A 21,087-nucleotide genomic window follows, 5' to 3' on the forward strand; every position below is an offset into this window, starting at 1 on the left:
TGATTTCGAGAATTAAAGGTATTCAAAATCTTTGCAGACTTTGGCTATCGCTTTTTCGAATACAGACAGAGCGACTTCTAGCTCGCTACGGCTGATGATCAATGGTGGGCTCAATTGAATCACGTTACCTTGTGAAACCTTAAAGCTCAGGCCATCGTTCAGACATTGGTAAAGTACTGCTTCTGCTTCATCGAACGCTCGGTTTTTGGTGATATGGTCAGTGACCAATTCCACTCCCCAAAGCAGACCGATGCCGCGAACGTCACCAATGACTGGGTATTTCTCTTTCATTTGAAGCAGTTGTTCACGCACGAATGCGCTGTCCGCTTGTACTTTTTCAAGTAGATTTTCTTGCTCAATCACTTCCATCGTAGCCAGTGCCGCTGCGCAGCCAATAGGACTTTTCTCGTGGGTGTAGTGACCAAGTGATACTTGCGCTGCCGTGTTGTATTTGTCTTTAGTGACCATGGCTGCAATTGGAACCAAGCCCCCGCCAAAACCTTTACCGATACAAAGAATGTCAGGTTCGATATCAAAGGCCTGGTGAGTGAACCATTCGCCACTACGACCCATACCGTTTGGAATGTCGTCGATGATCAACATGACGTTATGCTTATCGCAGATCTCACGGATGCGCTTCCAGTAAGCTTTGCTTGGAACCTGAACGTCTGTGTTACGCACTGCTTCGGCAATGAAGGCTCCAATGCCACCTTCTTTTTCAATCACATACTCTAAATAGTCGGCATAGTGAACGTCGCATGCAGTTTCGTTTGCATTGACTGCGCTATTCTCGTTAAACGGGAAAGCGCCACGATAAGAGACGGCTGGTGGAATGCGTTCTACGCCAGCCATTAACGGGCCCATGCCTTCGCGGAAACAAGCTTCACCACCCACTGAAATTGCGTCCAGTGACGCGCCATGGAATGAGTCCCACAGTGAAACGACCTTGAAGTTGTTGGTGACATGTCGAGCCAGTTTGAGTGCCATGCCGATAACCGAAGTACCACCCGGTGCAAACAACACGCGGTTCAACTCACCACCGCAGATCTGTGTCAGCTTTTCAGCGCATTGAACGGCTGTTTCATTGGTAAAGCGACGTGGTGAAAACGGCAATGAAGCCATTTGTTGAGTCACTTTATTAATGATATGTGGATGGCCATAACCCAATTGATGAACATTGTTACCGTGAAAGTCCATGTACTTCTTGCCCGTCGCATCTTGAATGTAGATGCCTTCAGCTGCTTCAAGTGTGTCTAGACAAGGCGTTGACATCGCTTGATGAAGAAATACGTCAGAGTCACGTTTTAACATCGCTTGAGTCGCATCATCGTTTAGCGACTCGTTCCATTTTTCGCGTGCTGGCGTGGTGTTCACATCGCCTTCGCTTCGAAAGTGTGTGGCCTTTAGAACTGGCTCTGGATTGGTCGTCGTCATTATTTGATGTCCCAGTACATAGCGTTTTTCACTGCGCTAATGAGAGCTTCAATGTCTGACGGATACACTTCACCAATGTTACCGATTCGGAAGCAGTCTGCGTTTGAAACCTTGCCCGGGTAAATCACAAACCCTTGCTCTTTCAAACGGTCATAGAATTCCTTGAATTGGTAATCGCTATGAGTTGGAGAATAGAAAGAGGTGATGATAGGTGAATGAAGGTCATCATTAAGCAGTGGTTCAAAACCAAGAGAACGCATACCTGCAACCAATGTGGTTTGGTTGGTTTGGTAGCGACTATGACGAGCTTCGATGCCGCCTTCTTGTTCCAATTCAAGTAGAGCTTGGTAGAAAGCGCGCACTGTATGAGTCGGAGAGGTGAAGCGCCATTTACCATGGTTGCTTTCCATGCAGTGCCACTGGTCAAACAGGTCAAGGCTTAATGAGCGAGCTTGGCCTTTGCATTTTTCCAGTTCCGATTGCTTCGCAATAACAAAGCCGAATCCAGGTACACCTTGAATACACTTGTTTGCCGAGCTGATCATGTAATCAATACCTAAGTCAGCAATATCCATAGGGATGCCACCAAAGCTCGACATCGCATCAAGAATGACGGTTTTGTTGTGCTGTTTTGCCAATTTGGCAATCTCTTCGATTGGATTCAACATACCTGTAGTGGTCTCACAGTGCACAATCGCAACGTGAGTAATATCTGAATCCATAGCCAATGCCGTTTCCATTTTGTTCAAGTCAGGCTGTGATGTTTCACCTGGGGAAACGACATGGCATGGAATGTTTAAATATTCTGCGATTTGAGCAATACGAGCACCATACGCACCGTTATCGACCACAAGAAGCTTATCGCTGTTAGAGATAACGCTACCGATTGTTGCTTCAACTGAAGCAGTGCCGCTGCCTTGCATTAATACACTTGTATATCCCGCCTGCTTAGTCGCCAAAGTAACAAGCTTGCTACGAATCACTTCAACAACGTCTTTGTTGTATTCATCATCCCAAGTACACCAGTCTTTTAGCATCGCTTGGCGAACGGTTTCAGAAGTAGATAAAGGGCCCGGTGTCAGCAGTAAGTATTCGTTTCTCATGTTCAACTCTCGTGATTTTAATTTTTGGACTATACCAATATTTAGAGTTACTTTAACAACCAATTTAAACGGTCGTAAATAGCCCAAACATCATTTTCACAAAAGCTTCATATTAAAAATGGTCACTTGTCTTGAGAAAGTTTTCGATCTTTAAATTGCCATTTTTCGTTCATTTAATCGTCACAAAAGCCAGTTAGCTTAATAATCGAAATCTGGTACATACCAGTGGGAGGGGTGTGTGCCAACAACTGGAATGAATTTTTGAATATAGGTGCCTCTCGATAGGGCTTCTAGCTTTAACAACTTTAACTTTGGCAATTTTTAATTTTGGCAACTTCTCACTCTAGAGTTGGGCCTGACTGGAGAAAATGATGAAAAACCGTTTTATGAAAGGATCACTTGCAGCATTAGTCACACTATTAGCTGGTAACGCTTATGCGGCACAGGAAGTGACGGTTTATACCGCTTTTGAAACTGACATCTTAGCGAAGTACAAAAATGCTTTTGAAAGCGAAAACCCAGACATCAACATCAAATGGGTTCGTGATTCAACAGGAATCATGACGGCAAAATTATTGGCTGAGAAAAACAACCCTCGTGCAGAAGTGGTGTGGGGCCTTGCGGGTTCTTCAATGGCTCTACTTAAGGAGGAGGGCATTCTTAAGCCTTACACTCCTCAAGGTGTAGAAGCGCTGCGCTCAAACCTCAACGATCCGCAATCTACTCAAGCTTGGTATGGCAACGATGCATTCTTCAATGCGGTTTGTTTCAACGAAGCGGTAGCGAAACAACTTAACCTACCAGCACCTAAGTCTTGGGATGACCTAACGAAGCCTATCTACAAGGGCCATATTGCTATGCCAAACCCAGCGTCTTCTGGTACAGGCTACATGCAGGTTTCGGCTTGGCTACAAAACATGGGTGAAGACCAAGGTTGGAACTACATGCAGAAGCTAGACCAAAATATTGCTCACTACACGCACTCTGGTTCTAAGCCATGTGTTCAAGCTGGCATGGGTGAAGTCGCTATCGGTATTTCTATGGCGAGCCGTGGCGCTAAGCTGAAAACTCAAGGCGCTCCACTTTCAGTGATTACGCCTGAAGGCATCGGCTGGGAATCTGAAGCGGTAGGTCTTGTTAAGCCTTCTGATGCAGCACAACGTGTTATCGATTGGTCTATTTCTAAAGCGGCAAATGAGCTTTACATCGAAATGTACCCAGTTGTTGGTCACCAAGATGTGACAGGCAAAGCAGAGAACTTCCCTAATGTAGAAAAGAACATGGCAAAAATGGACTTCGCTCGCATGGGCAGTGAACGTGCAGACGTTCTTAAAACATGGTCTGAGAAGTTTGACGCTAAATCAGAGCCAAAATCTTAATCTGCTGAGCTTTTTAGTTCATGAGCTCCTTGGTTAATTATCTACCGAGCTTATTAGACACATGGTTTATTAGATATATGGCTTATTAGACACGTAGTCCATTAGATATGCAGCTCATTAGAAGTTAGAGATCAGTAAAGGAAGGCTTCGGTCTTCCTTTTTTAGTTTTACGCCTTTAGGTTTTAAGTAAGGTACAACAAATGACAAAGCACTACTCATATTGGTTCAAGCAAGCGTTAGAACAAGAGTTTGGCAACATCAATGAGGGGCTAGATTCGGCGAAGTCGCTCCAAAAAGACGTCAACTGTGATATCGCCATTGTTGGCGGTGGCTATACGGGTTTATGGACGGCGATTTTAATCAAACAACAGCAACCCGAAAAGCATGTTGTCGTGATTGAAAAAGGCCTATGTGGTAGCGGTGCTTCTGGTGCGAACGGCGGTTGCATGCTGACGTGGTCAACTAAGTATCCGACGCTGAAAAAGCTCTACGGAAAAGAACAAGCGAAATGGTTGGTTAAGGAATCGGAAAAGGTTATATACGAGATTGAAGCCTTCTGTAACGAACACAAGATTGACGCGCATCTATATCGAAGCGGTACTTACTACACGGCGACCAATGAAGCGCAAAAGGGTGGAATGGAGCCTGTTGTTAATGAGCTGGTTAAGCAGGGTATCAATAGCTGGAAGAAGTGCGACAATTCTTTGGCTGATAAAGCGGGATCTGAACGCCACATTGAGGGTTACTACTCAGAAGCTGCGGGTAGTGTGCAGCCAGCGTTATTGGCGAGAGGCTTACGCCGCGTTGCGATCGAATTGGGTGTCGAAATTCACGAAAACACAGAAATGACATCACTCGACTATGGCTCTCCCGCTCGAATTCAAACCAAAGGCGGGTCAGTATTTGCGGATAAAGTGATTTTGGCACTCAATGCGTGGATGCTCGATCACTTCAAAGAGTTCAAACGCAGCATTGTGGTTGTCTCTTCAGATATGGTGGTGACCAAGCCCATTCCGGAAAAGCTCAAGCAATTTGGCCCAGAGAAAGGGGCGGCGGTGGTAGATTCGCGTATCTTTGTCCACTACTACCGAGATACCCAGGACGGACGACTCATGTTGGGCAAAGGCGGCAATAAATTCTCGTTTGCGAATCAGGTTGAAAGCATGTTCAACCAAACGACTAACTACCTACCGATTCTCAATCAATCGTTCCAAAAATTGTTCCCTAAATTGGAACAAAGTGAATTCGATTACAACTGGTCTGGCGGCTCAGATCGTTCGGTCACCGGATTGCCATTTTTCGGTAATCTAAAAGGCCAAAGCAACATCTATTATGGGCTTGGTTACTCTGGAAATGGCGTTGCTCAAACCCGTATGGGCGGGAAGATTTTGTCAGCAATGGTACTCGATATCGACAATGCTTGGACGCGAAGCGGTTTAACTAAAGGCCCATTAGGACACTTCCCGCCAGAGCCATTCCGTTGGGTAGGTGCGATGATAGTGCGTGATGCGGTACGAAGAAAAGATAACGCGGAAGATTCGGGTAGCACGCCATTGTGGCTAGATAAACAGTTATCCAAACTCGCAGGTGCGGCGGGCAAAGCCGACAAGGTTGAATCATAGATTAATCTTGCGTTTAAATTAGAAGTTTACATTAAGGCTCTCAGTGATTTATGGGCAAGTCACTGAGGGCTTTCAACGTTGAACGAACTGTTAATGCTGAACAAATAGCAATCCTTAATGCTTATTATATCTGCAATATAACTGTCATTTAGCTACTATAAATTTGTCACTCAACTGCAATATTCCCAGTTTAAATTTGGTATATACCATATAGAGAGTGCTGTAGTATGAGCAACCAAACTTATTTGAATATTGAAAACGTTGTAAAGCAATTTGGCCAATTTACAGCGTTAAAAGACATCTCCCTATCGATAGATAAAGGCGAGTTCGTCTGCTTCCTTGGCCCATCTGGCTGTGGAAAAACCACCTTATTACGTGCGATTGCAGGCCTAGACTTACCAACGTCAGGTTCTATTGAGCAGAACGGTAATGATACGACCTTCTTGCCACCAGAAAAGCGCGACTTTGGCATCGTGTTCCAGTCTTACGCTTTGTTTCCAAATCTCACTGTGGAAGAAAATATTGCGATTGGTCTGAAAAACCAAGGCATGTCGACCAAAGAAGCCCTTGAGACGGTTGAGTCTTGGTTAGAAACCATCGGCTTATCAACGTCTGGTCAGAAATATCCAAATCAGCTATCTGGTGGACAGCAGCAGCGTGTTGCTCTGGCTCGCGCATTGGCGTTATCTCCAGGCTTGTTGCTACTCGACGAACCACTTTCTGCGTTGGACGCGAAGGTAAGAACACACCTACGTGATGAGATCTGCCAACTGCAACGCAAGCTGGGTATCACCACTATTATGGTGACGCACGACCAAGATGAAGCGTTAACGATGGCAGACCGTATTGTCGTGATGAATCATGGTGTTATCGAGCAGGTCGGTGCTCCTCAAGAGATCTACCAAAAACCCGTCAGTCGTTTTGTTGCTGAGTTTGTTGGCAGCATGAACTTTATCCAAGCTTCTGTTGCGGCTCAAGGCAAGATGCGCATTGCTGAGTCAATGCTGCCGTTACCTGGCTTAGATAATCTCACGCCAAATCTGGGTGATGTTTTCGATATTGCCGTTCGTCCAGAGCAAATCCAGTTTGTTGATCGTTTTAGTGAATCCTTGCCAGTGAGAATCGTATCAAGCGAATTCTTAGGGGCGTTTTATCGTATTGAGTGCCAATTGCAACATGACTCAACGGCGAAAGAGATCATCGTTGATGTACCCGTCAAAGAGTTCAACCGATTGAAGCTGCGTCGCAGTGATATTCGTTACGTGGCGTTTGATCAAGAAGGCCTTAGAGCTTACCCATCGAAAAGCCTGCAAGTGATGAAAGACGAGGCGGCGTAAACAATCATGGAATCGACTCAAATGATGCAATCTAAGCTGCTAATTCAACGACGAGTACAACCTTTTCTGGCTCGGTTAAGCAAAGACAACGTAATTCTGTTTGGGCTGTTGGCCTTTTTGTCTGTGGTCATGACGTTGTTTATCCTGATGCCACTGTGGGCGATGTTGAAAAAGAGTGTTCAGAACGCAGATGGCGAATTTGTAGGCTTAGAGAATTTCGCAACGTATTTTGCGTCTCAAAGCTTATGGCAGTCGGTAGGCAATACCTTCACGCTTGGGTTGCTAGTGACAGTTGTCGTGGGCGTCTTGGCGTTTGGTTATGCCTATGCGCTAACTCGTTCATGCATGCCTTTTAAGGGGCTTTTTCAAGTGCTGGGTTCTGCGCCTATTCTTGCTCCGTCACTGCTTCCTGCAATCAGTCTTATCTTCCTATTTGGTAACCAAGGTATCGCTAAAGAAGTCTTAGGTGGCAACTCGGTTTATGGCTTGATTGGTATCTCACTGGGCTTGATATTCTGGACGTTTCCACACGCCTTGATGATTCTGACCACCTCATTAAGAACCTCTGACGCTCGCCTTTATGAGGCAGCACGTGCACTCAATACTTCATCGTTAAAAACCTTTTTCATGGTGACGTTACCTGCGGCAAAATACGGCTTGATCAGCACCCTGATCGTTGTGTTTACGCTGGTGGTTTGTGACTTTGGTGTGCCAAAGGTGATCGGTGGTAGCTACAACGTGTTATCGACTGACATCTTTAAGCAGGTGGTTGGTCAACAGAACTTCTCTATGGGTGCGGTAACCAGTATCTTACTGCTATTGCCTGCGTTGCTTGCGTTTACCGTTGACCGCTGGGTTCAAAAGAAACAGAAGAGCTTGTTTGATACTCGTTCTGTCGCGTACCAACCTGAACCTAGCTCTCTGCGTGATGGCTTATGTTTCCTTTATTGCACCATCATCTCTGCTGCTGTGGTTATCGTGTTGGGCATGGCGATATACGGTTCGATGGTCACCTTCTGGCCTTGGAACAAAGCGCTGACGCTAAACAACTATAACTTTGCAGAAATGAGTACCTATGGTTGGGCGCCATTCTTCAACTCGTTAACGCTTGGTGCTTGGACTGCGATAATTGGTACTGTTCTGATTTTCCTAGGCGCATACTGCATTGAGAAAGGCCGCGCCTTCGGTCCTGTCCGTCAAGCGATGCAAATGCTCAGTGTTGTTCCTATGGCAGTTCCGGGTATGGTGCTGGGTTTGGGGTACATCTTCTACTTCAATGATTTGAGTAACCCACTTAACTTCTTGTATGGCACGATGGCGTTCTTGGTGATTAATACCGTGGTTCACTACTACACGGTAGGGCACATGACGGCGTTAACGGCATTGAAACAACTGCCTTCCGAAATTGAAGCAACAGCGGCTTCGGTAAACTTACCGCAATACAAGCTGTTCTTTAAGGTGACGGTACCTGTTTGTCTGCCGGCGATTTTAGATATTGCGACATACCTGTTTATTAATGCACTTACCACGACATCTGCGGTAGTATTCTTGTATTCTATCGATACGATACCTGCGTCAGTTTCAGTACTGAATATGGACGACGCGGGGCAAACGGGTGCAGCAGCTGCCATGGCGGTGATGATTATGATATCGGCAGCGAGCGCGAAGTTGATTCATATGTTAATCAATAAGTTATTCGAGAAGCGCACCCAAGCTTGGCGTAAACGCTAGCAAACCATTTTATATTGCAGTTGGCCAAGGAGTGGCTGACGACAAGAACAAGAATAAAAGGAAATGAAGTGCAGTACGTAAAAATCAAAGATGTCATCGTAGAGCAGATAGAGTCGGGGATGTTAACGCCGCGACAGAAACTGCCTGCTGAGCGTAAACTGGCTGAATCGTTCGATACGACTCGAGTTACCTTACGCGAAGCCTTGTCTTCACTTGAAGCGGAAGGGCGCATTTATCGAGAAGACCGACGTGGTTGGTTTATCTCTCCCGAGCCGCTTCGTTACGATCCAACACAAACGCTGAACTTCACCAATATGGCTCTATCGCAGAATCGTAAGCCGAAAACAGAGTTGGTGGCGGCGAAAGGAATGTTAGCAACCAAGGAGGCGACTCGGCTTCTTGAGTTACAACCTTTCTCGGACGTTTATCGAGTAGACAGAGTTCGTTATCTTGAAGATAGGCCGGTTGTGTATGTGACCAACTACATTCGACCTGAGTTGTTCCCTAACTTACTTGACTACGACTTGTCTAAATCGTTGACGGACATCTACCGCGAACACTTTGGTGTGGTGTATCAGAAGATCCGTTACCGAGTGAGCACAACGTCTTTACTTGGCGAGACAGCGCAAGCCCTACGTGCGACTTCTGGCTCTCCTGCAATGGTCGTAGAGCGTGTGAACTACAACCAAAACGGCGACTTGATTGACTGCGATATTGAGTATTGGCGTCATGACGCGATCAGTATCGAGTCAATCGCGCAGCTAGAGCGCTAGTCATACCTTAGAACGTGTACATATCTGTAACTCTGTGGGCTTGCCCAATTGAATCGATCAAAGGTCTCTTACCAAGAGGCCTTTTTTATCCCCCGTTTTCAGCGACGGCTTTTATACGTCAGTTAATAAGTTAGGAATGAAATGGAATTTTCTGCCATCGTCATCGTGATAATTTCGGCTTTGCTTCATGCGGGTTGGAATGTTCTAGGTAAATCTAATCAAGGTTCGGGGTCGTCTTTTTTCCTTGCTTCTGGCTTTGCCGCTGCCGCGATCTTGACTCCTTACCTAATTTGGTATGTTGATAACGTTGGATTTTCAAACATCTCATTTCCATTTTGGCAATTGGTTTTGTTGAGTGGGATTTGCCAAATTGTTTATCTAATTGGGCTAGGTGCTGCATATAAACAGGCCGATATTGGGGTGATTTACCCAATGGCAAGAGCACTGCCCGTGTTGATGGTGGGTTTAGGCACGGTGTTGATAGGCTATGAGCTGTCACCCAATCAATGGTTTGGGTTCACCTTGATTACCTTGGGTTGTTTGTTTGTACCACTTAAGAAGTTTTCAGATCTTAGGTTAAAAGCGTATCTCAACCTTGGCGTACTGTGGGCGTTGATCGCGGCCATTGGTACCACGGGCTATTCCATCATTGATAAAGAAGCGCTTTTGTTACTCGATCCTTTGAGCACACCAGTTATAACTAACAAGCACACCGCGATTTTCTACCTAGGTATCCAGTTCTGGGCAATTGTGATTCCGTTGAGTGTTTGGTTATTCGTAACCAACCAAAGAATCGAGTTTACTAATGCTTGGATACTGCGAAAGAAAGCCACGCTTGCAGGCATTATGATGGCTTCGACTTATGGTTTGGTGTTATTTGCGATGACTATGACAGAGAACGTCAGCTTGGTTGTGGCACTTAGGCAAGTAAGTATCATCTTCGGCGTAGTGATGGGGTTCTACTTTTTAAAGGAAAAGTGGCACGCGACTCGCGGTGTAGGCGTCTCTCTAATTATTGCTGGCTTAGTTATCTCATTGACTTAAAAGATCGCCTGAGTGATTGGGGATTTGTGAATAGGTATCTCTATTAAGTTAAATGAAAAAACGCCCTTAGCGAAACAAACTTCGTTAAGGGCGTTTTCTCTTTATTTAGTAAGAAGCTGTAGGTAGTAAAAGACTTACCCCGCTAAATCTTGAGCATCTTGCTGTTTCAACACTTTGTGGCCATCTTCAGTGACACCACGTTTCCAGTAGCTGCTGATGTAGATGTTCTCTTTCGCGACTTCTTTTTCGTTGCGGAAGTATTGTCTTAGCTCACGCATGCTTTCAAATTCACACGCTGTCCATATTGAAACCTGACCTTCTAACCATTCTGTGTTGCGCACGGTTTGTGAAAGTGACTCTGAGGTTTCATCTTCAATCAACCAGGTTACTTTGATACCTTGAGGAGTCTCAAGTACCTGCTTATCTGCTGCTGAGTTGATCTGAATGATAGCGTGACCAGTTGCTGTTTCTGGGAGCGTTTTTACTTTTGCAGAAAGCGCAGGTAGGGACGTCATGTCTGCAACTAAGAAGAACCAGTCTGACTCTAGGTTAAGCCCCTGAATTAAACCAGGACCAGCCACTGAAATAGTGTCACCCACTTTCGCGTTCATTGCCCACCTTGCAGCAAAGCCACACTGCAAATCTTTAGTGATGTGACGAACGAAATCGACTTCAATCCACTGCTCTACAGGATTGTACTGATGAATGGTGTAGGTACGCATGGTTGGGCGCTCACCTTCGTTTAGCTGGCTTAAATCAGTCGTGCCAAGTGGCGAGAATAAAAGCTTGATGTAGCCGCCGGCACATTCTGTTGGGTATTTACTTAATCCCTCACCGCTAAGCGTTATGCGCTGCATGTTTGGAGTAATTGTTGAGGTTTGAGTAACGGTTAATGTGATAGGGCTAGGCTTGCTCATATAAGGCTCTCTTAGATTTGGATTTCCACATCATAATCCTGAACTAAAAAACACTCAATACTAATAGTTATCATTTACTTTTGTTTACACATGTACTACCTAACTTATACGACAGATCCTATTGAGAAACGGATCCTACAAAAAAGAGTCCTTTAGAAAACTAAAGGGCTCTTAGGATTGGTTTGACTCAGCGAACAGAATTAGCTGTTTGCTTGCTCTAGTTCAATCGTTTCTTCAGCGGCTTTCGCAGCTTCTAGCATCTTACGAATAATGAACGATGCTGCCATTGCGATACCTACCATCACGACGGCAAGAACAGTCAGCATTTGGAAGTAATCACCGTAAACCGTTTGCACGATCTCTTGTGTGATCTCTTGACCTTTCTCTAGTGCAATAGACGTTGAGAATACCGCGCCAACAATGCCTGATAGTGCGATAGCAACAGAGAACAAGCTTACTGAGAAGTTTTCAATGTGCTTAGGTGCAACAGACAGGATGAAGGCTACAACCATTGAACCTACAATCACTTCACCGAATGCTAGGAAGAAGTGAATCGCTAGGAAGACTTCTGGGCGGATCAGAACATCGTCACCCACTGTCGTTACTGCCATCGTAAGGATACCGAAAGCGATAGCCGTAAGGATGAAAGAGAAACCGACTTTGGTTGCAGTTGAGAAGTTAATGTTTTTCTTTTCTAGGCTAGAGAAGATACCCGCGATGATAGGACCAGCAACCATACACCATAGTGGGTTCATTGCCATTGAAGCTTCAGGTGCAACAGGGATAAAACCAAATAGATCGCCACGCATTGTGTTGATCGCTACCATTGTCATCGAAGTCATCATCTGACCGTAGTACACGAAGAAACATGTCGTCAGGAATGTGATGATTAAAATAGTGCCCATTTTCAGCATGTCTGATTTCTTCGATTTCAACATCAAAGAAACAAAGTAGACGATTGCTGCACCGCCAATTGCGTATACGATGTTTTGGCCAATATCCATGTTCGAGAACATGAAGAATACCAAGCCAATCATAGCGGCAGAAAGACCAAGGAACGCTGCCCAGTTTTTAGTGCTTACTGGTTTTTGGTCGATTTCAGCACTTGCTTCAACAAGGCCTTTGCGAACAAAGATCATCATCAGAAGCGCAGCACCGGCTAGAACCGCTGAAAGAAGGAAACCACCGTGGAAACCAACAACAAGTACTAGCATTGGGAACAGGTATTGGCCTAACAGAGCACCAATATTGTTTACTGAGTAGTTGATTGGGTAGCAGTTCTCAAAATCTTCTTGAGTTTTGAACGTGCGTTTGTAAAGACTTGGGTAAGAAGGGGACATCAAACCACGTGCATAACTTGCTAACGCAATACCACATAATGCCATCGGAACATTGGTTGCTGCTGCACCAAGTACCAGTAGAACGTAACCACTTGCGAACCCTAGGAAGGCAATGGTTAAAGATCGGTAAGCGCCTAAAAACTTGTCGGCGATAAAGCCACCTGCGATAGCAAATAGCGGTCCGATTGCAGAGAAAGCACCAACAACCATCATGGTGTCGGCTTCATTGTAGTTCAGATCTTCAAGGAAGAAACGAGTCAAGATCACCATGACGCCATAGAACGAAAGTCCGAACATCATTTGGCAGAACATCATTGATTTGTTTAATCTATTCCACATTATTTTATTCTCACGTTTGTATTAATATGTAGTGTAATTACCCGATTATAATATCATTAGTAGTAATACATAAACTGAAACATCTGTCCCAAACAGAACTATACTCGATATATCTTTTCTTATGAGTGCATTCATATTTCTCATGAATGAGATTTGCAACGTTAGATTTTGCAAGTGGATGCATGGCGGTATGAAATTTAGCCATCATCATTTGTGGCTAAGTAATGAACTAATAAAGGGAAAGTTAGAGGTAGTCATTCTGTAAGTTATTTTGAGTGAGTATCACTTTCAATTAGCTGTTGGGCTTTAGCCAATAAAAAAGCCAGCTTGGTGGCTGGCTTTGTTGAGATATTGAAAACTAAGTTTACAAGCATGCTGTCTCTATAGAGGCTTTCTCCACTCGTGTTCCTGTCTTTTATTCACAAGGTGGTGCCATGTGGATCACGGCTAGGCCGCCTAGAGAAGTTTCACGGTACTTCTTGTTCATGTCTTTACCTGTTTGATACATGGTCTCGATAACCTTGTCTAACGAGATAAGACACTTGCTGGTACGTTTCAACGCCATGCGCGATGCATTGATCGCTTTCATTGCACCCATTGCGTTACGTTCGATACATGGCACCTGAACAAGGCCACCGATCGGATCGCATGTCATGCCCAGTGAGTGTTCCATCGCGATCTCAGCGGCAATACAAATCTGTTCGTTGCTACCACCACGTAGGGCAGTTAGGCCTGCTGCGGCCATTGATGAAGAAACGCCGACTTCACCCTGACAACCTACCTCTGCGCCAGAAATCGAAGCGTTGGTTTTGTATAAGATGCCGATTGCGCCAGAGACTGCCAAGAAGTCTTTAAGCTGCTTGGTGTCTAGCTCCTTGATGAAACGATGGTAGTACATCAATACCGCAGGAATAACCCCAGCCGCACCGTTGGTCGGTGATGTCACGACCTGACCGCCCGCTGCATTCTCTTCACTCACGGCAAAGGCAAATAGGTTAATCCAATCCATGATCTCCATTGGATCGTTTTCAATCGAGGCATTCGCTTCAAGCTTTTTAAGCAGAGCAGGTGCTCGACGAGTGACTTCTAGGCCGCCATCAAGGATGCCTTCCGTGTCAAAGCCACGCTGCATACACAGAGACATCACCTTCCAAATTTGGTCGGCTTTCTGGTCAATCACATCCATACCTTGGAATGAAACTTCGTTACGTAGAATTAAGCCACCAAGGCTCAGTCCTTGTTGTTCGGATAGTTCAAGCAACTGATCAGCAGAAGAGAAAGGGAACTCAACTTGAGTTTCTGCTTCCTGTTTGCCGTTTTGTAGCTCATCAGCGGTTGCGATAAAGCCACCACCAATCGAGTAGTAGGTTTCCATATCCAGAAGGCTGCCGCTTTCGTTAAAGGCAGAGATAGTCATACCATTTTCATGCAGCGGAAGGTTGGTCTTGTGGAAGAGCAGATCGTTTTCTACATCGAAATAAATTTCATGGTTACCGCTAACCAATAGAGATTTATCTTCAATCGCCTTACGCATTGCTTGGTTAGCACTGGTGATTTTAATGGTGTCGGGGCGGTTACCTAGCAAACCTAACAAGGTCGCTCTGTCTGTGTGGTGACCAATACCCGTCAATGATAACGAGCCGTATAAGTCGATTTGAATACGCTTCACTTGCTTAAGCTGAGCATCAATTTTTTGGGTAAAGTTAAACCCAGCGATCATTGGTCCATTTGTGTGGGAGCTGGATGGTCCAACCCCAATTTTGTAGATATCAAAAATAGACAGCATAGTAACTTCCTGTGAAGACGGTTCGATGGACGAACTCTGTGTAAAATTTGTATTTGGTTAGTTGCACTTCTTTGAGTGAACCTGTTCTGTGGGTGAAACAGTTATGCGATAGAGCGTATTCATTGATTGAAAGGGCTCTTTTATCGACTAGTGCTAACAAGCATAGAGCGATGAAATACAAGAGCGTGCTATGTTTGCTGTAAAGCGACACGTTTATTCTTGTATTACCTAAGATGTCGCTATCAATAGTGAGCATTATTGCGAGCAACATATAAGAATTTCAAAATACTTTTGTTAACAAGTATTGTATACATAATTCACTCCATCTAATCCCCAAAACGAGACTTGAACATAAAATGAGCATTAATCACCTCCTTATTGTGCTGGGTAAGCGACTTAATGAGAATAAATTGACTGATGAAGGAATCAGTCGAGTTGATGCTTTGGTTGAGTATCTGGCGGAGCCTTTGGTAGAAGAGTCGAATCAGCAAACTGCGGTAGCATTTTGTGGTGGGCTAACAAAAGGGCAAACACTGTCTGAAGCCGACGCGATGCACCAGTACTTTAGAAAGCTTGAAAAGCAGCGTGAACATCCGTTTTCTTTAGGGGCGATTTTGCTCGAGCAGCACTCGACCAACACTGTCGAGAACATACAGAACTTGGCCTCAGAGTTGATTGCAAGCGGGCTGTTTACTCGCGGGCAAAGTGTGCAAGTGACATTCGTTTCGAATGACTACCATTTACAACGTATATTCGAGATTCAATCGCTCATGGGCGAGCAAGGTTTGCTTAAAGTTCTCATCGAGAAGTGTTCCGCACTTGGGGTAGAGCAGCAAATAGATCGCAGGTTGGAGGCTCATGTTGCGGTGCCATACCCACATCAAAGTGCTCAGGGGCAATTGTTTCTGTTGATGGACGTACTGACGACCTACCGAGTTTATCTTGAAGGTGTTTGTGCGGGCGCATTTAAGCGAGATTTAGAGTTGGTTAGACGAGAGCCAGAAAGACTGTCTTTGGAAGCATTGATCACTGCCAAAGAGCTCGTTGGACGTTCATCTGACTTTGACATTGTGGACAGTTTACTCCCAGCATTGGAGCGCTGTATCCAGCAGACTTCAGTGGGTACCGATGTAAAAAAAGTCAGGGAATACCTAGCTCTACTAGATACTAACCTGACTTTATTGAATCGTTATTTAGATCCGGAATCGGATCACACACATCGCTGGTGGCGATAGGTGATTATTTCTTTCTCGTGATGCCAAAAGCTAGAAGTTCAGTGCCTTCTTCAGCGATGTTTTTAACCGCTAGAACGTAATCATCGCCCATAACATTGTGCCAGAAGGCTCATGTGTTTTTTTACAGTGATTAACTTTGGTTTTCTGAATCTTGCTCATGGTTATTGCGGTAGTACTCCCACTGTTCAATGCGCTCGCCGTCATCGAATACACAGTAAGTTGTACGCTGATTGTTTTCAGTAACCGTGTCTAATTCACCGTCTTGTTGAACACAATAAACCGCTGCTGGGTTAGCGACTGAAACACGTTGGCCCTCGCTATATTCTGCATAGTCGTTTGCACAACCGCCTAATACAACGGCACATACAGCCATCAAACCAATTTTCTTCATGTCTATCTCCTACGTGATAACTCTATAATCGAATGCGTTAAGTTCTACAGAACCAAATGAGAAGCTCTATGAAATTAGTATATTTTAGATTTCAGAAAAGGTTGTCCTAATTTGGTCAAGATATTGAAATAGGTTGATATTTCTTCATGTTTAACGACTTTTTGAGTGTTAGATCAAGCTAAGTGGATTCAAGTTACCGTAGGAATATCCCCGTCCGCTCCGTTCTGGTTAGCGGTTGTGAACCTCGAATCTATTGATGATTATGATATGATGCCGCCAAATTCAGTAGAGCAGTCAGAATCATGAGACACCTAAAAACAACCATCCATCCTGATATCGACCATCTAGACAATAAAACGGTCTATAAGCGCAACGCTGCCCGTGCCATTGTGTTAGATGGTGAAGACATTCTGATGCTGTATACAGAGCGTTATCACGACTACACCATTCCTGGTGGTGGTTTGGATGAAGGGGAAGATGTGATCGCAGGTATGGTTCGTGAACTCGAAGAAGAGACTGGCGCGAAGAATATCCATAGCATCAAGCCGTTCGGCATTTTTGAAGAGTTTCGTCCTTGGTACAAAGATGATGCAGACATGATGCACATGATTTCTTACTGCTACTCATGCAAGATCGATCGTGAGCTTGGTGAAACGGCTTACGAAGATTATGAAGTGAAAAATGGGATGAAACCGGTGTGGATGAATATCCATGAAGCGATCGCTCATAACGAAAAGACCATGGCAGAGAGCCCTAAGAAGGGCATGAGTATTGAACGTGAAACCTTTTTGCTGCATTTGATTGCCAAAGAGATGCTTTAGCCGTTATCAATACTAGCCTGCTAAGCTATTTATTTGCCGCCACTTTTGGCGGCAAAGTTGTTTCTAGCAATGCTAAAACTTAATACCCGAAACTAATTATTGAATATGGTTGATATTGTCAACTAGGTGTTTTTGATGTATCTTTACCTCAGCGATGAACCTATCTAGCTTAACTGCCCGGTTATATCGTTAAATCTCGCTGTGAGCCTGCCCTAAACAAAGAATACTATGAATAAAAGACAGTTTATTGCCCATTATCTGCGCATGAATCGCACCTCGTACTTATTGGCGATTGTGTTCATCTTTCTCGTCAACTGGTTACAAGTAGAGATCCCTCGCTATATCCAATTGGCGATAGATTTGATTGATGATGCCTCTTCAACTGGCCACCAACAGCTTCAAACCTATGTTTGGATTGTGGTCGGGATGTCGGTTGCCATGGTGGTGGTGAGAATTCTGTCTCGTATCTATGCGCTTAATCCGGGGCGAATTACAGAGGCCGCACTTAAAAGTACACTTCTACAAAAGTTGAATCGCTTACCGAGCAGCTTTCACGAACGCTTTGCTTCGGGTCGACTGATCTCGATTATCAACAATGACCTTAGTGGCATTCGACTGCTGTTTGGTGTCGGCTTCTTGCAGTTCTTCAATGCCTTGCTTGCGTTGTCGTTGACGCCTCTTTACATGTGGCGTATCTCACCAGAATTAACGCTTTATTCGATCATTCCTATCTCAATCGCTTTTGTGATTTTCCGTGTGGGCTTCAAGCGTATGAAAATACTGCATTTAGAGCACATGAAGCGTCTACAAAACCTGTCTGCTCAGCTAATGAGTTACCTGTCTGGGATTGATCTCATTAAGAGCCAGCAGATGTCACCTTGGGTGAAAGCCGAAACTGAAAAGCTGAACCAGTTATTGCTTGAATGCCGCCTTAAAATTACACGCATTCAAGTCTTCTTTATGCCGGTACTCGACTACGCCAATGACCTGATGAAAATCATCATTCTTGGGCTTGGTGGCTACATGTTAATGAGACAGGAACTCACACTTGGTGAGATTACCGCCTTTCTGACTTACTCGGTTTTGCTCGCTATGCCATTGATGCAACTTGGCAGAATCGCGACCATTTATCAGCGTGGCATGGTAGGTATTCAAAGTGCACAAACCATTCTTAATGCCAAAGTCCCGGAGCTTGATGAAGATAAGCTGACTGAACTAGATGTTGAATCACTGAAGGGAAAAACGTTTTCTGTTCGCAACCTCAGCTTCAGCTATTCAGGTGAAGAACGCGTGATTCTCGATGACATCAGCTTTGATATTCCAACAGGTAAGAAAGTGGGTGTGTTAGGCGGGATCGGAGCGGGTAAAACGACATTAGTGAACTGCTTAAACCACCACTTGGATGTACCACAAGGTTCTGTTTTCCTTGGTGAAAGAGATGTCACTAGCTTCTCACGCAGTGACTTACGCCGTTACGTGAAAACCGTGACTCAAGACCCTTACCTGTTTTCAGCAACCGTCGAAGACAATATCCGCTTTGGTAGCCTAGATACCGATTTGGCAAAGAGTCAGGTTGATGAAGTGCTAGAGCTCAGCCAGTTGGCTAGTGATGTGACACGTTTTGAACACGGCGATCAAACCTTAGTCGGTGAGAAAGGGATCATGTTGTCAGGTGGTCAGAAGCAGCGCTTAAGTATTGCGCGTGCTTTATTGCAACCCACCGACCTGATCATCATGGATAACGTTCTATCGGCTGTCGACTATGAAACAGAACGTAAGATCTTGGAAGGTTTGTTTAAACGTTTGGAAAATCAATCGGTTCTTGTGGTTTCACACCGCGTTAATGCCCTTGAATATATGGATGAAGTCATCGTGTTGAACGAAGGTAAAGTGATCGCGAAGGGCGACCACGCCACGTTATTGAAAACCTGTGATTACTATTACGATACATGGCAACTACAGCAGAATGAAACGGAGGCAGCAGCATGTTAAAAGGTGTTGATCTCAAATACCTCAAGCACTTTTTTAAGTTTGCTAAGAAATACAAAGGCTCTGCGATTCTGGGCATCGCTATGCTTCCTCTTTCTGTCATCACGAGCTTGTTGTTCCCTTGGCTGATCATTCAAGTGATCGATGTTCACCTGAGTCATGGGGATATGGATGGTCTGCTCGAATACGTCTTCTATCTCGTTGCCGTGCTGGTGGCGAGTTATGTGGTGGATACCACCTATTCGTACAACCTTCGTAAAACTGGGCAATACACGATAACTGACATGCGCTCAGTGTTGTTTGCTCGCGTGCTCAAACTGCCACGCAGCTATTTTGATAACACACCGATTGGCGTAACGCTTTCACGATTAACCAGTGATTTGGAAACCATCGGCGAGACGTTTGTTCAGTCGGTTGTCGGGCTAGTTAAAGACAGCATCAATACCATTGCTCTGTTGGTGATGATGTTCTTCATTGATTGGCAGTTAACGATGATTGTATTGATCATTATGCCGCCAGTGATGTATTTGACGGTGTATGTGAGAAACCGACTTCGTGCTCTCTATAAGGTGACTCGTTCTTCTCTCGCTCGCGGTATTGGCTTTTTACAAGAAGTCTTATTTGGCATGAAAACCGTTCAGATGTACCGAGCGGAAGAGCAAGTCGAGCAACGCTACCAAGGCTATACCGATGAGTTTTTAAGAGCGCAGAAGAAGATCAATAAATACGATGCGATTTTGTTCTCGTTTATCTCTGGCATCACCTCCATCACTATCGCGATTATGATCTGGTATGGCTCTGAGCAAGTGTTAGAAGGGGCGCTCACCTTGGGTGTGCTGATTGCGTTCATCAACACCTTAGAGAAAGTGTTTGTTCCGATTCGTGACTTTACTTCGCAGATCGCTTCGATTCAGAGTTCATTTGCAGCGTTTGACCATATTGAAGAGCTGTTTGTTGAGCCGACTGAAGAAGAAGGGCGCAACCTGTTGTCATCTAACAAGGTTGAGAAGCAGCTTGAACAGTTTGTGAGCCTAGAGTTTAAGAACGTAAGCTTCCGCTACAAAGACGACTCTCCCTACGTTCTAAAGAATGTCTCGTTTGTATTGGAGAAAGGGCATCAAATCGCGCTTGTGGGTTCGACGGGCTCGGGCAAGTCGACGATTCTGCGTCTGATCTCTAAAGCCTACCAAGACTATGAAGGCAGCATTTTGTTGAATGGAATAGAGCTGTCACAGATCTCAAGTGAAGACTCTGCTCATTTGTTCTCAATGATGATGCAAGACGTGCACTTATTTGAAGAGACCATCCAATTCAATATCGCGCTGGGCAAAACGCATCTATCTAGAACTGAGGTTGAACAGGCGGCGCGCTATGTTTATGCCGATAAGTTTATTGAACAATTGCCACAAGGTTATGACTTCCACTTGGAAAAGAACGGCTCTAACTTGTCTGTAGGGCAAACGCAGCTTATCTCGTTCGCTCGAGCGGTTGCACAGGGTGGTCAATTGATGATGCTTGATGAGGCGACCAGTTCGGTAGATTCAATCACTGAAGACCTGATTCAAAAAGCAATGCAGCGCCTTTTCAAGGAAAAAACCGTGATTGCGATTGCACACCGTTTGAGTACCGTTCGTCACTCAGATACGATTTTGGTGTTGGAAAAGGGTGAAATTGTTGAGCAAGGTAATCATCAACAGCTGGTGGCACACAATGGTATTTATGCTGGCTTGTTACAAGAATCGATTGTAGAAACGGGCGATTCTCAAGTAACGGTTGCCTGATCACCTCAAATCAGGTTTACCGTTATCGATACTATGAATTGGTGTTGCTTATGTTTCACCAATTT

The 21,087-nt window shown here is 44.8% G+C and carries 16 protein-coding genes; 10 read left to right on the forward strand and 6 right to left on the reverse strand.

Annotated features, from left to right (window positions below; translation table 11 throughout):
* Positions 1-12: 12 nt before the first annotated feature.
* The gene (locus AB4185_RS06525) at positions 13-1,434 is read right to left on the reverse strand and encodes an aspartate aminotransferase family protein (RefSeq protein WP_372135160.1); all 1,422 of its coding nucleotides are present in this window, start codon (positions 1,432-1,434) and stop codon (positions 13-15) included.
* On the reverse strand, positions 1,434-2,537 hold the full coding sequence (phnW, locus tag AB4185_RS06530; protein ID WP_102495249.1) for a 2-aminoethylphosphonate--pyruvate transaminase: 1,104 nt from the start codon (positions 2,535-2,537) through the stop codon (positions 1,434-1,436). Before phnW ends, AB4185_RS06525 begins: the two co-directional genes overlap by 1 nt.
* 368 nt (positions 2,538-2,905) lie before the next feature.
* Between phnW and AB4185_RS06535 the strand changes: the two genes are divergently transcribed.
* The 6 genes from AB4185_RS06535 to AB4185_RS06560 all read left to right on the forward strand — a co-directional run bounded on the left by AB4185_RS06535 (position 2,906) and on the right by AB4185_RS06560 (position 10,423).
* Positions 2,906-3,916 carry a putative 2-aminoethylphosphonate ABC transporter substrate-binding protein gene (locus AB4185_RS06535; protein ID WP_108193676.1) on the forward strand — a complete coding sequence of 337 codons (1,011 nt, stop codon included), beginning with the start codon at positions 2,906-2,908 and terminating at the stop codon, positions 3,914-3,916.
* A gap of 200 nt (positions 3,917-4,116) precedes the next feature.
* Positions 4,117-5,538, forward strand: coding sequence for an FAD-dependent oxidoreductase (locus AB4185_RS06540; protein ID WP_372135162.1), 1,422 nt, complete (start codon positions 4,117-4,119; stop codon positions 5,536-5,538).
* A gap of 227 nt (positions 5,539-5,765) precedes the next feature.
* Positions 5,766-6,875: a putative 2-aminoethylphosphonate ABC transporter ATP-binding protein gene (locus AB4185_RS06545; protein WP_372135164.1), complete on the forward strand. Its 1,110-nt coding sequence runs from the start codon at positions 5,766-5,768 to the stop codon at positions 6,873-6,875.
* 21 nt (positions 6,876-6,896) lie between these two features.
* Positions 6,897-8,606: a putative 2-aminoethylphosphonate ABC transporter permease subunit gene (locus AB4185_RS06550; protein ID WP_372135166.1), complete on the forward strand. Its 1,710-nt coding sequence runs from the start codon at positions 6,897-6,899 to the stop codon at positions 8,604-8,606.
* A 68-nt stretch (positions 8,607-8,674) separates the two neighbouring features.
* Positions 8,675-9,379 (forward strand): phosphonate utilization transcriptional regulator PhnR, encoded by a 705-nt coding sequence (phnR, locus tag AB4185_RS06555; RefSeq protein ID WP_048609092.1) that lies wholly within the window; start codon positions 8,675-8,677, stop codon positions 9,377-9,379.
* A gap of 141 nt (positions 9,380-9,520) precedes the next feature.
* Positions 9,521-10,423: a multidrug transporter gene (locus AB4185_RS06560; RefSeq protein ID WP_372135168.1), complete on the forward strand. Its 903-nt coding sequence runs from the start codon at positions 9,521-9,523 to the stop codon at positions 10,421-10,423.
* A 134-nt stretch (positions 10,424-10,557) separates the two neighbouring features.
* Here AB4185_RS06560 and AB4185_RS06565 read toward each other — a convergent pair whose 3' ends face one another.
* The 3 genes from AB4185_RS06565 to AB4185_RS06575 all read right to left on the reverse strand — a co-directional run bounded on the left by AB4185_RS06565 (position 10,558) and on the right by AB4185_RS06575 (position 14,805).
* Entirely contained in the window at positions 10,558-11,340 is a 783-nt protein-coding gene (locus AB4185_RS06565; protein ID WP_372058051.1) for a siderophore-interacting protein, read from the reverse strand.
* A gap of 200 nt (positions 11,341-11,540) precedes the next feature.
* A complete protein-coding gene (locus AB4185_RS06570) occupies positions 11,541-13,019 on the reverse strand; it encodes a peptide MFS transporter (protein WP_069601584.1) in 1,479 nt (492 codons plus the stop codon).
* A gap of 415 nt (positions 13,020-13,434) precedes the next feature.
* A complete protein-coding gene (locus AB4185_RS06575) occupies positions 13,435-14,805 on the reverse strand; it encodes an L-serine ammonia-lyase (protein WP_372135170.1) in 1,371 nt (456 codons plus the stop codon).
* A 356-nt stretch (positions 14,806-15,161) separates the two neighbouring features.
* On the opposite strand from AB4185_RS06575, the gene AB4185_RS06580 reads away from it, so the two are divergent.
* Positions 15,162-16,040, forward strand: coding sequence for a YdcF family protein (locus AB4185_RS06580; protein WP_372135172.1), 879 nt, complete (start codon positions 15,162-15,164; stop codon positions 16,038-16,040).
* Positions 16,041-16,170: 130 nt separating this feature from the next.
* On the opposite strand, the gene AB4185_RS06585 is transcribed toward AB4185_RS06580, so the two are convergent.
* On the reverse strand, positions 16,171-16,431 hold the full coding sequence (locus tag AB4185_RS06585; RefSeq protein WP_017059521.1) for a DUF333 domain-containing protein: 261 nt from the start codon (positions 16,429-16,431) through the stop codon (positions 16,171-16,173).
* A gap of 302 nt (positions 16,432-16,733) precedes the next feature.
* Between AB4185_RS06585 and AB4185_RS06590 the strand changes: the two genes are divergently transcribed.
* The 3 genes from AB4185_RS06590 to AB4185_RS06600 all read left to right on the forward strand — a co-directional run bounded on the left by AB4185_RS06590 (position 16,734) and on the right by AB4185_RS06600 (position 21,022).
* Positions 16,734-17,252 carry an NUDIX hydrolase gene (locus AB4185_RS06590; protein ID WP_017059522.1) on the forward strand — a complete coding sequence of 173 codons (519 nt, stop codon included), beginning with the start codon at positions 16,734-16,736 and terminating at the stop codon, positions 17,250-17,252.
* Positions 17,253-17,480: 228 nt separating this feature from the next.
* The gene (locus AB4185_RS06595; protein ID WP_102332038.1) at positions 17,481-19,244 is read left to right on the forward strand and encodes an ABC transporter ATP-binding protein; all 1,764 of its coding nucleotides are present in this window, start codon (positions 17,481-17,483) and stop codon (positions 19,242-19,244) included.
* Positions 19,238-21,022, forward strand: coding sequence for an ABC transporter ATP-binding protein (locus AB4185_RS06600; RefSeq protein ID WP_372100090.1), 1,785 nt, complete (start codon positions 19,238-19,240; stop codon positions 21,020-21,022). The genes AB4185_RS06595 and AB4185_RS06600 overlap by 7 nt, the downstream gene beginning before the upstream one ends.
* Positions 21,023-21,087: the final 65 nt, after the last annotated feature.

It is taken from the genome of Vibrio sp. 10N.286.48.F5 (genome assembly GCF_041469785.1).
Lineage (GTDB): Bacteria > Pseudomonadota > Gammaproteobacteria > Enterobacterales > Vibrionaceae > Vibrio > Vibrio crassostreae_C.

Excerpts from the sequence above, each read along its gene's own strand:
- AB4185_RS06525 (WP_372135160.1), bottom strand. The coding sequence starts at position 1,434 with ATGACGACGACCAATCCAGAGCCAGTTCTAAAGGCCACACACTTTCGA.
- phnW (WP_102495249.1), bottom strand. The coding sequence starts at position 2,537 with ATGAGAAACGAATACTTACTGCTGACACCGGGCCCTTTATCTACTTCT.
- AB4185_RS06535 (WP_108193676.1), top strand. The coding sequence starts at position 2,906 with ATGATGAAAAACCGTTTTATGAAAGGATCACTTGCAGCATTAGTCACA.
- AB4185_RS06540 (WP_372135162.1), top strand. The coding sequence starts at position 4,117 with ATGACAAAGCACTACTCATATTGGTTCAAGCAAGCGTTAGAACAAGAG.
- AB4185_RS06545 (WP_372135164.1), top strand. The coding sequence starts at position 5,766 with ATGAGCAACCAAACTTATTTGAATATTGAAAACGTTGTAAAGCAATTT.
- AB4185_RS06550 (WP_372135166.1), top strand. The coding sequence starts at position 6,897 with ATGATGCAATCTAAGCTGCTAATTCAACGACGAGTACAACCTTTTCTG.
- AB4185_RS06560 (WP_372135168.1), top strand. The coding sequence starts at position 9,521 with ATGGAATTTTCTGCCATCGTCATCGTGATAATTTCGGCTTTGCTTCAT.
- AB4185_RS06565 (WP_372058051.1), bottom strand. The coding sequence starts at position 11,340 with ATGAGCAAGCCTAGCCCTATCACATTAACCGTTACTCAAACCTCAACA.
- AB4185_RS06570 (WP_069601584.1), bottom strand. The coding sequence starts at position 13,019 with ATGTGGAATAGATTAAACAAATCAATGATGTTCTGCCAAATGATGTTC.
- AB4185_RS06575 (WP_372135170.1), bottom strand. The coding sequence starts at position 14,805 with ATGCTGTCTATTTTTGATATCTACAAAATTGGGGTTGGACCATCCAGC.
- AB4185_RS06580 (WP_372135172.1), top strand. The coding sequence starts at position 15,162 with ATGAGCATTAATCACCTCCTTATTGTGCTGGGTAAGCGACTTAATGAG.
- AB4185_RS06585 (WP_017059521.1), bottom strand. The coding sequence starts at position 16,431 with ATGAAGAAAATTGGTTTGATGGCTGTATGTGCCGTTGTATTAGGCGGT.
- AB4185_RS06590 (WP_017059522.1), top strand. The coding sequence starts at position 16,734 with ATGAGACACCTAAAAACAACCATCCATCCTGATATCGACCATCTAGAC.
- AB4185_RS06595 (WP_102332038.1), top strand. The coding sequence starts at position 17,481 with ATGAATAAAAGACAGTTTATTGCCCATTATCTGCGCATGAATCGCACC.
- AB4185_RS06600 (WP_372100090.1), top strand. The coding sequence starts at position 19,238 with ATGTTAAAAGGTGTTGATCTCAAATACCTCAAGCACTTTTTTAAGTTT.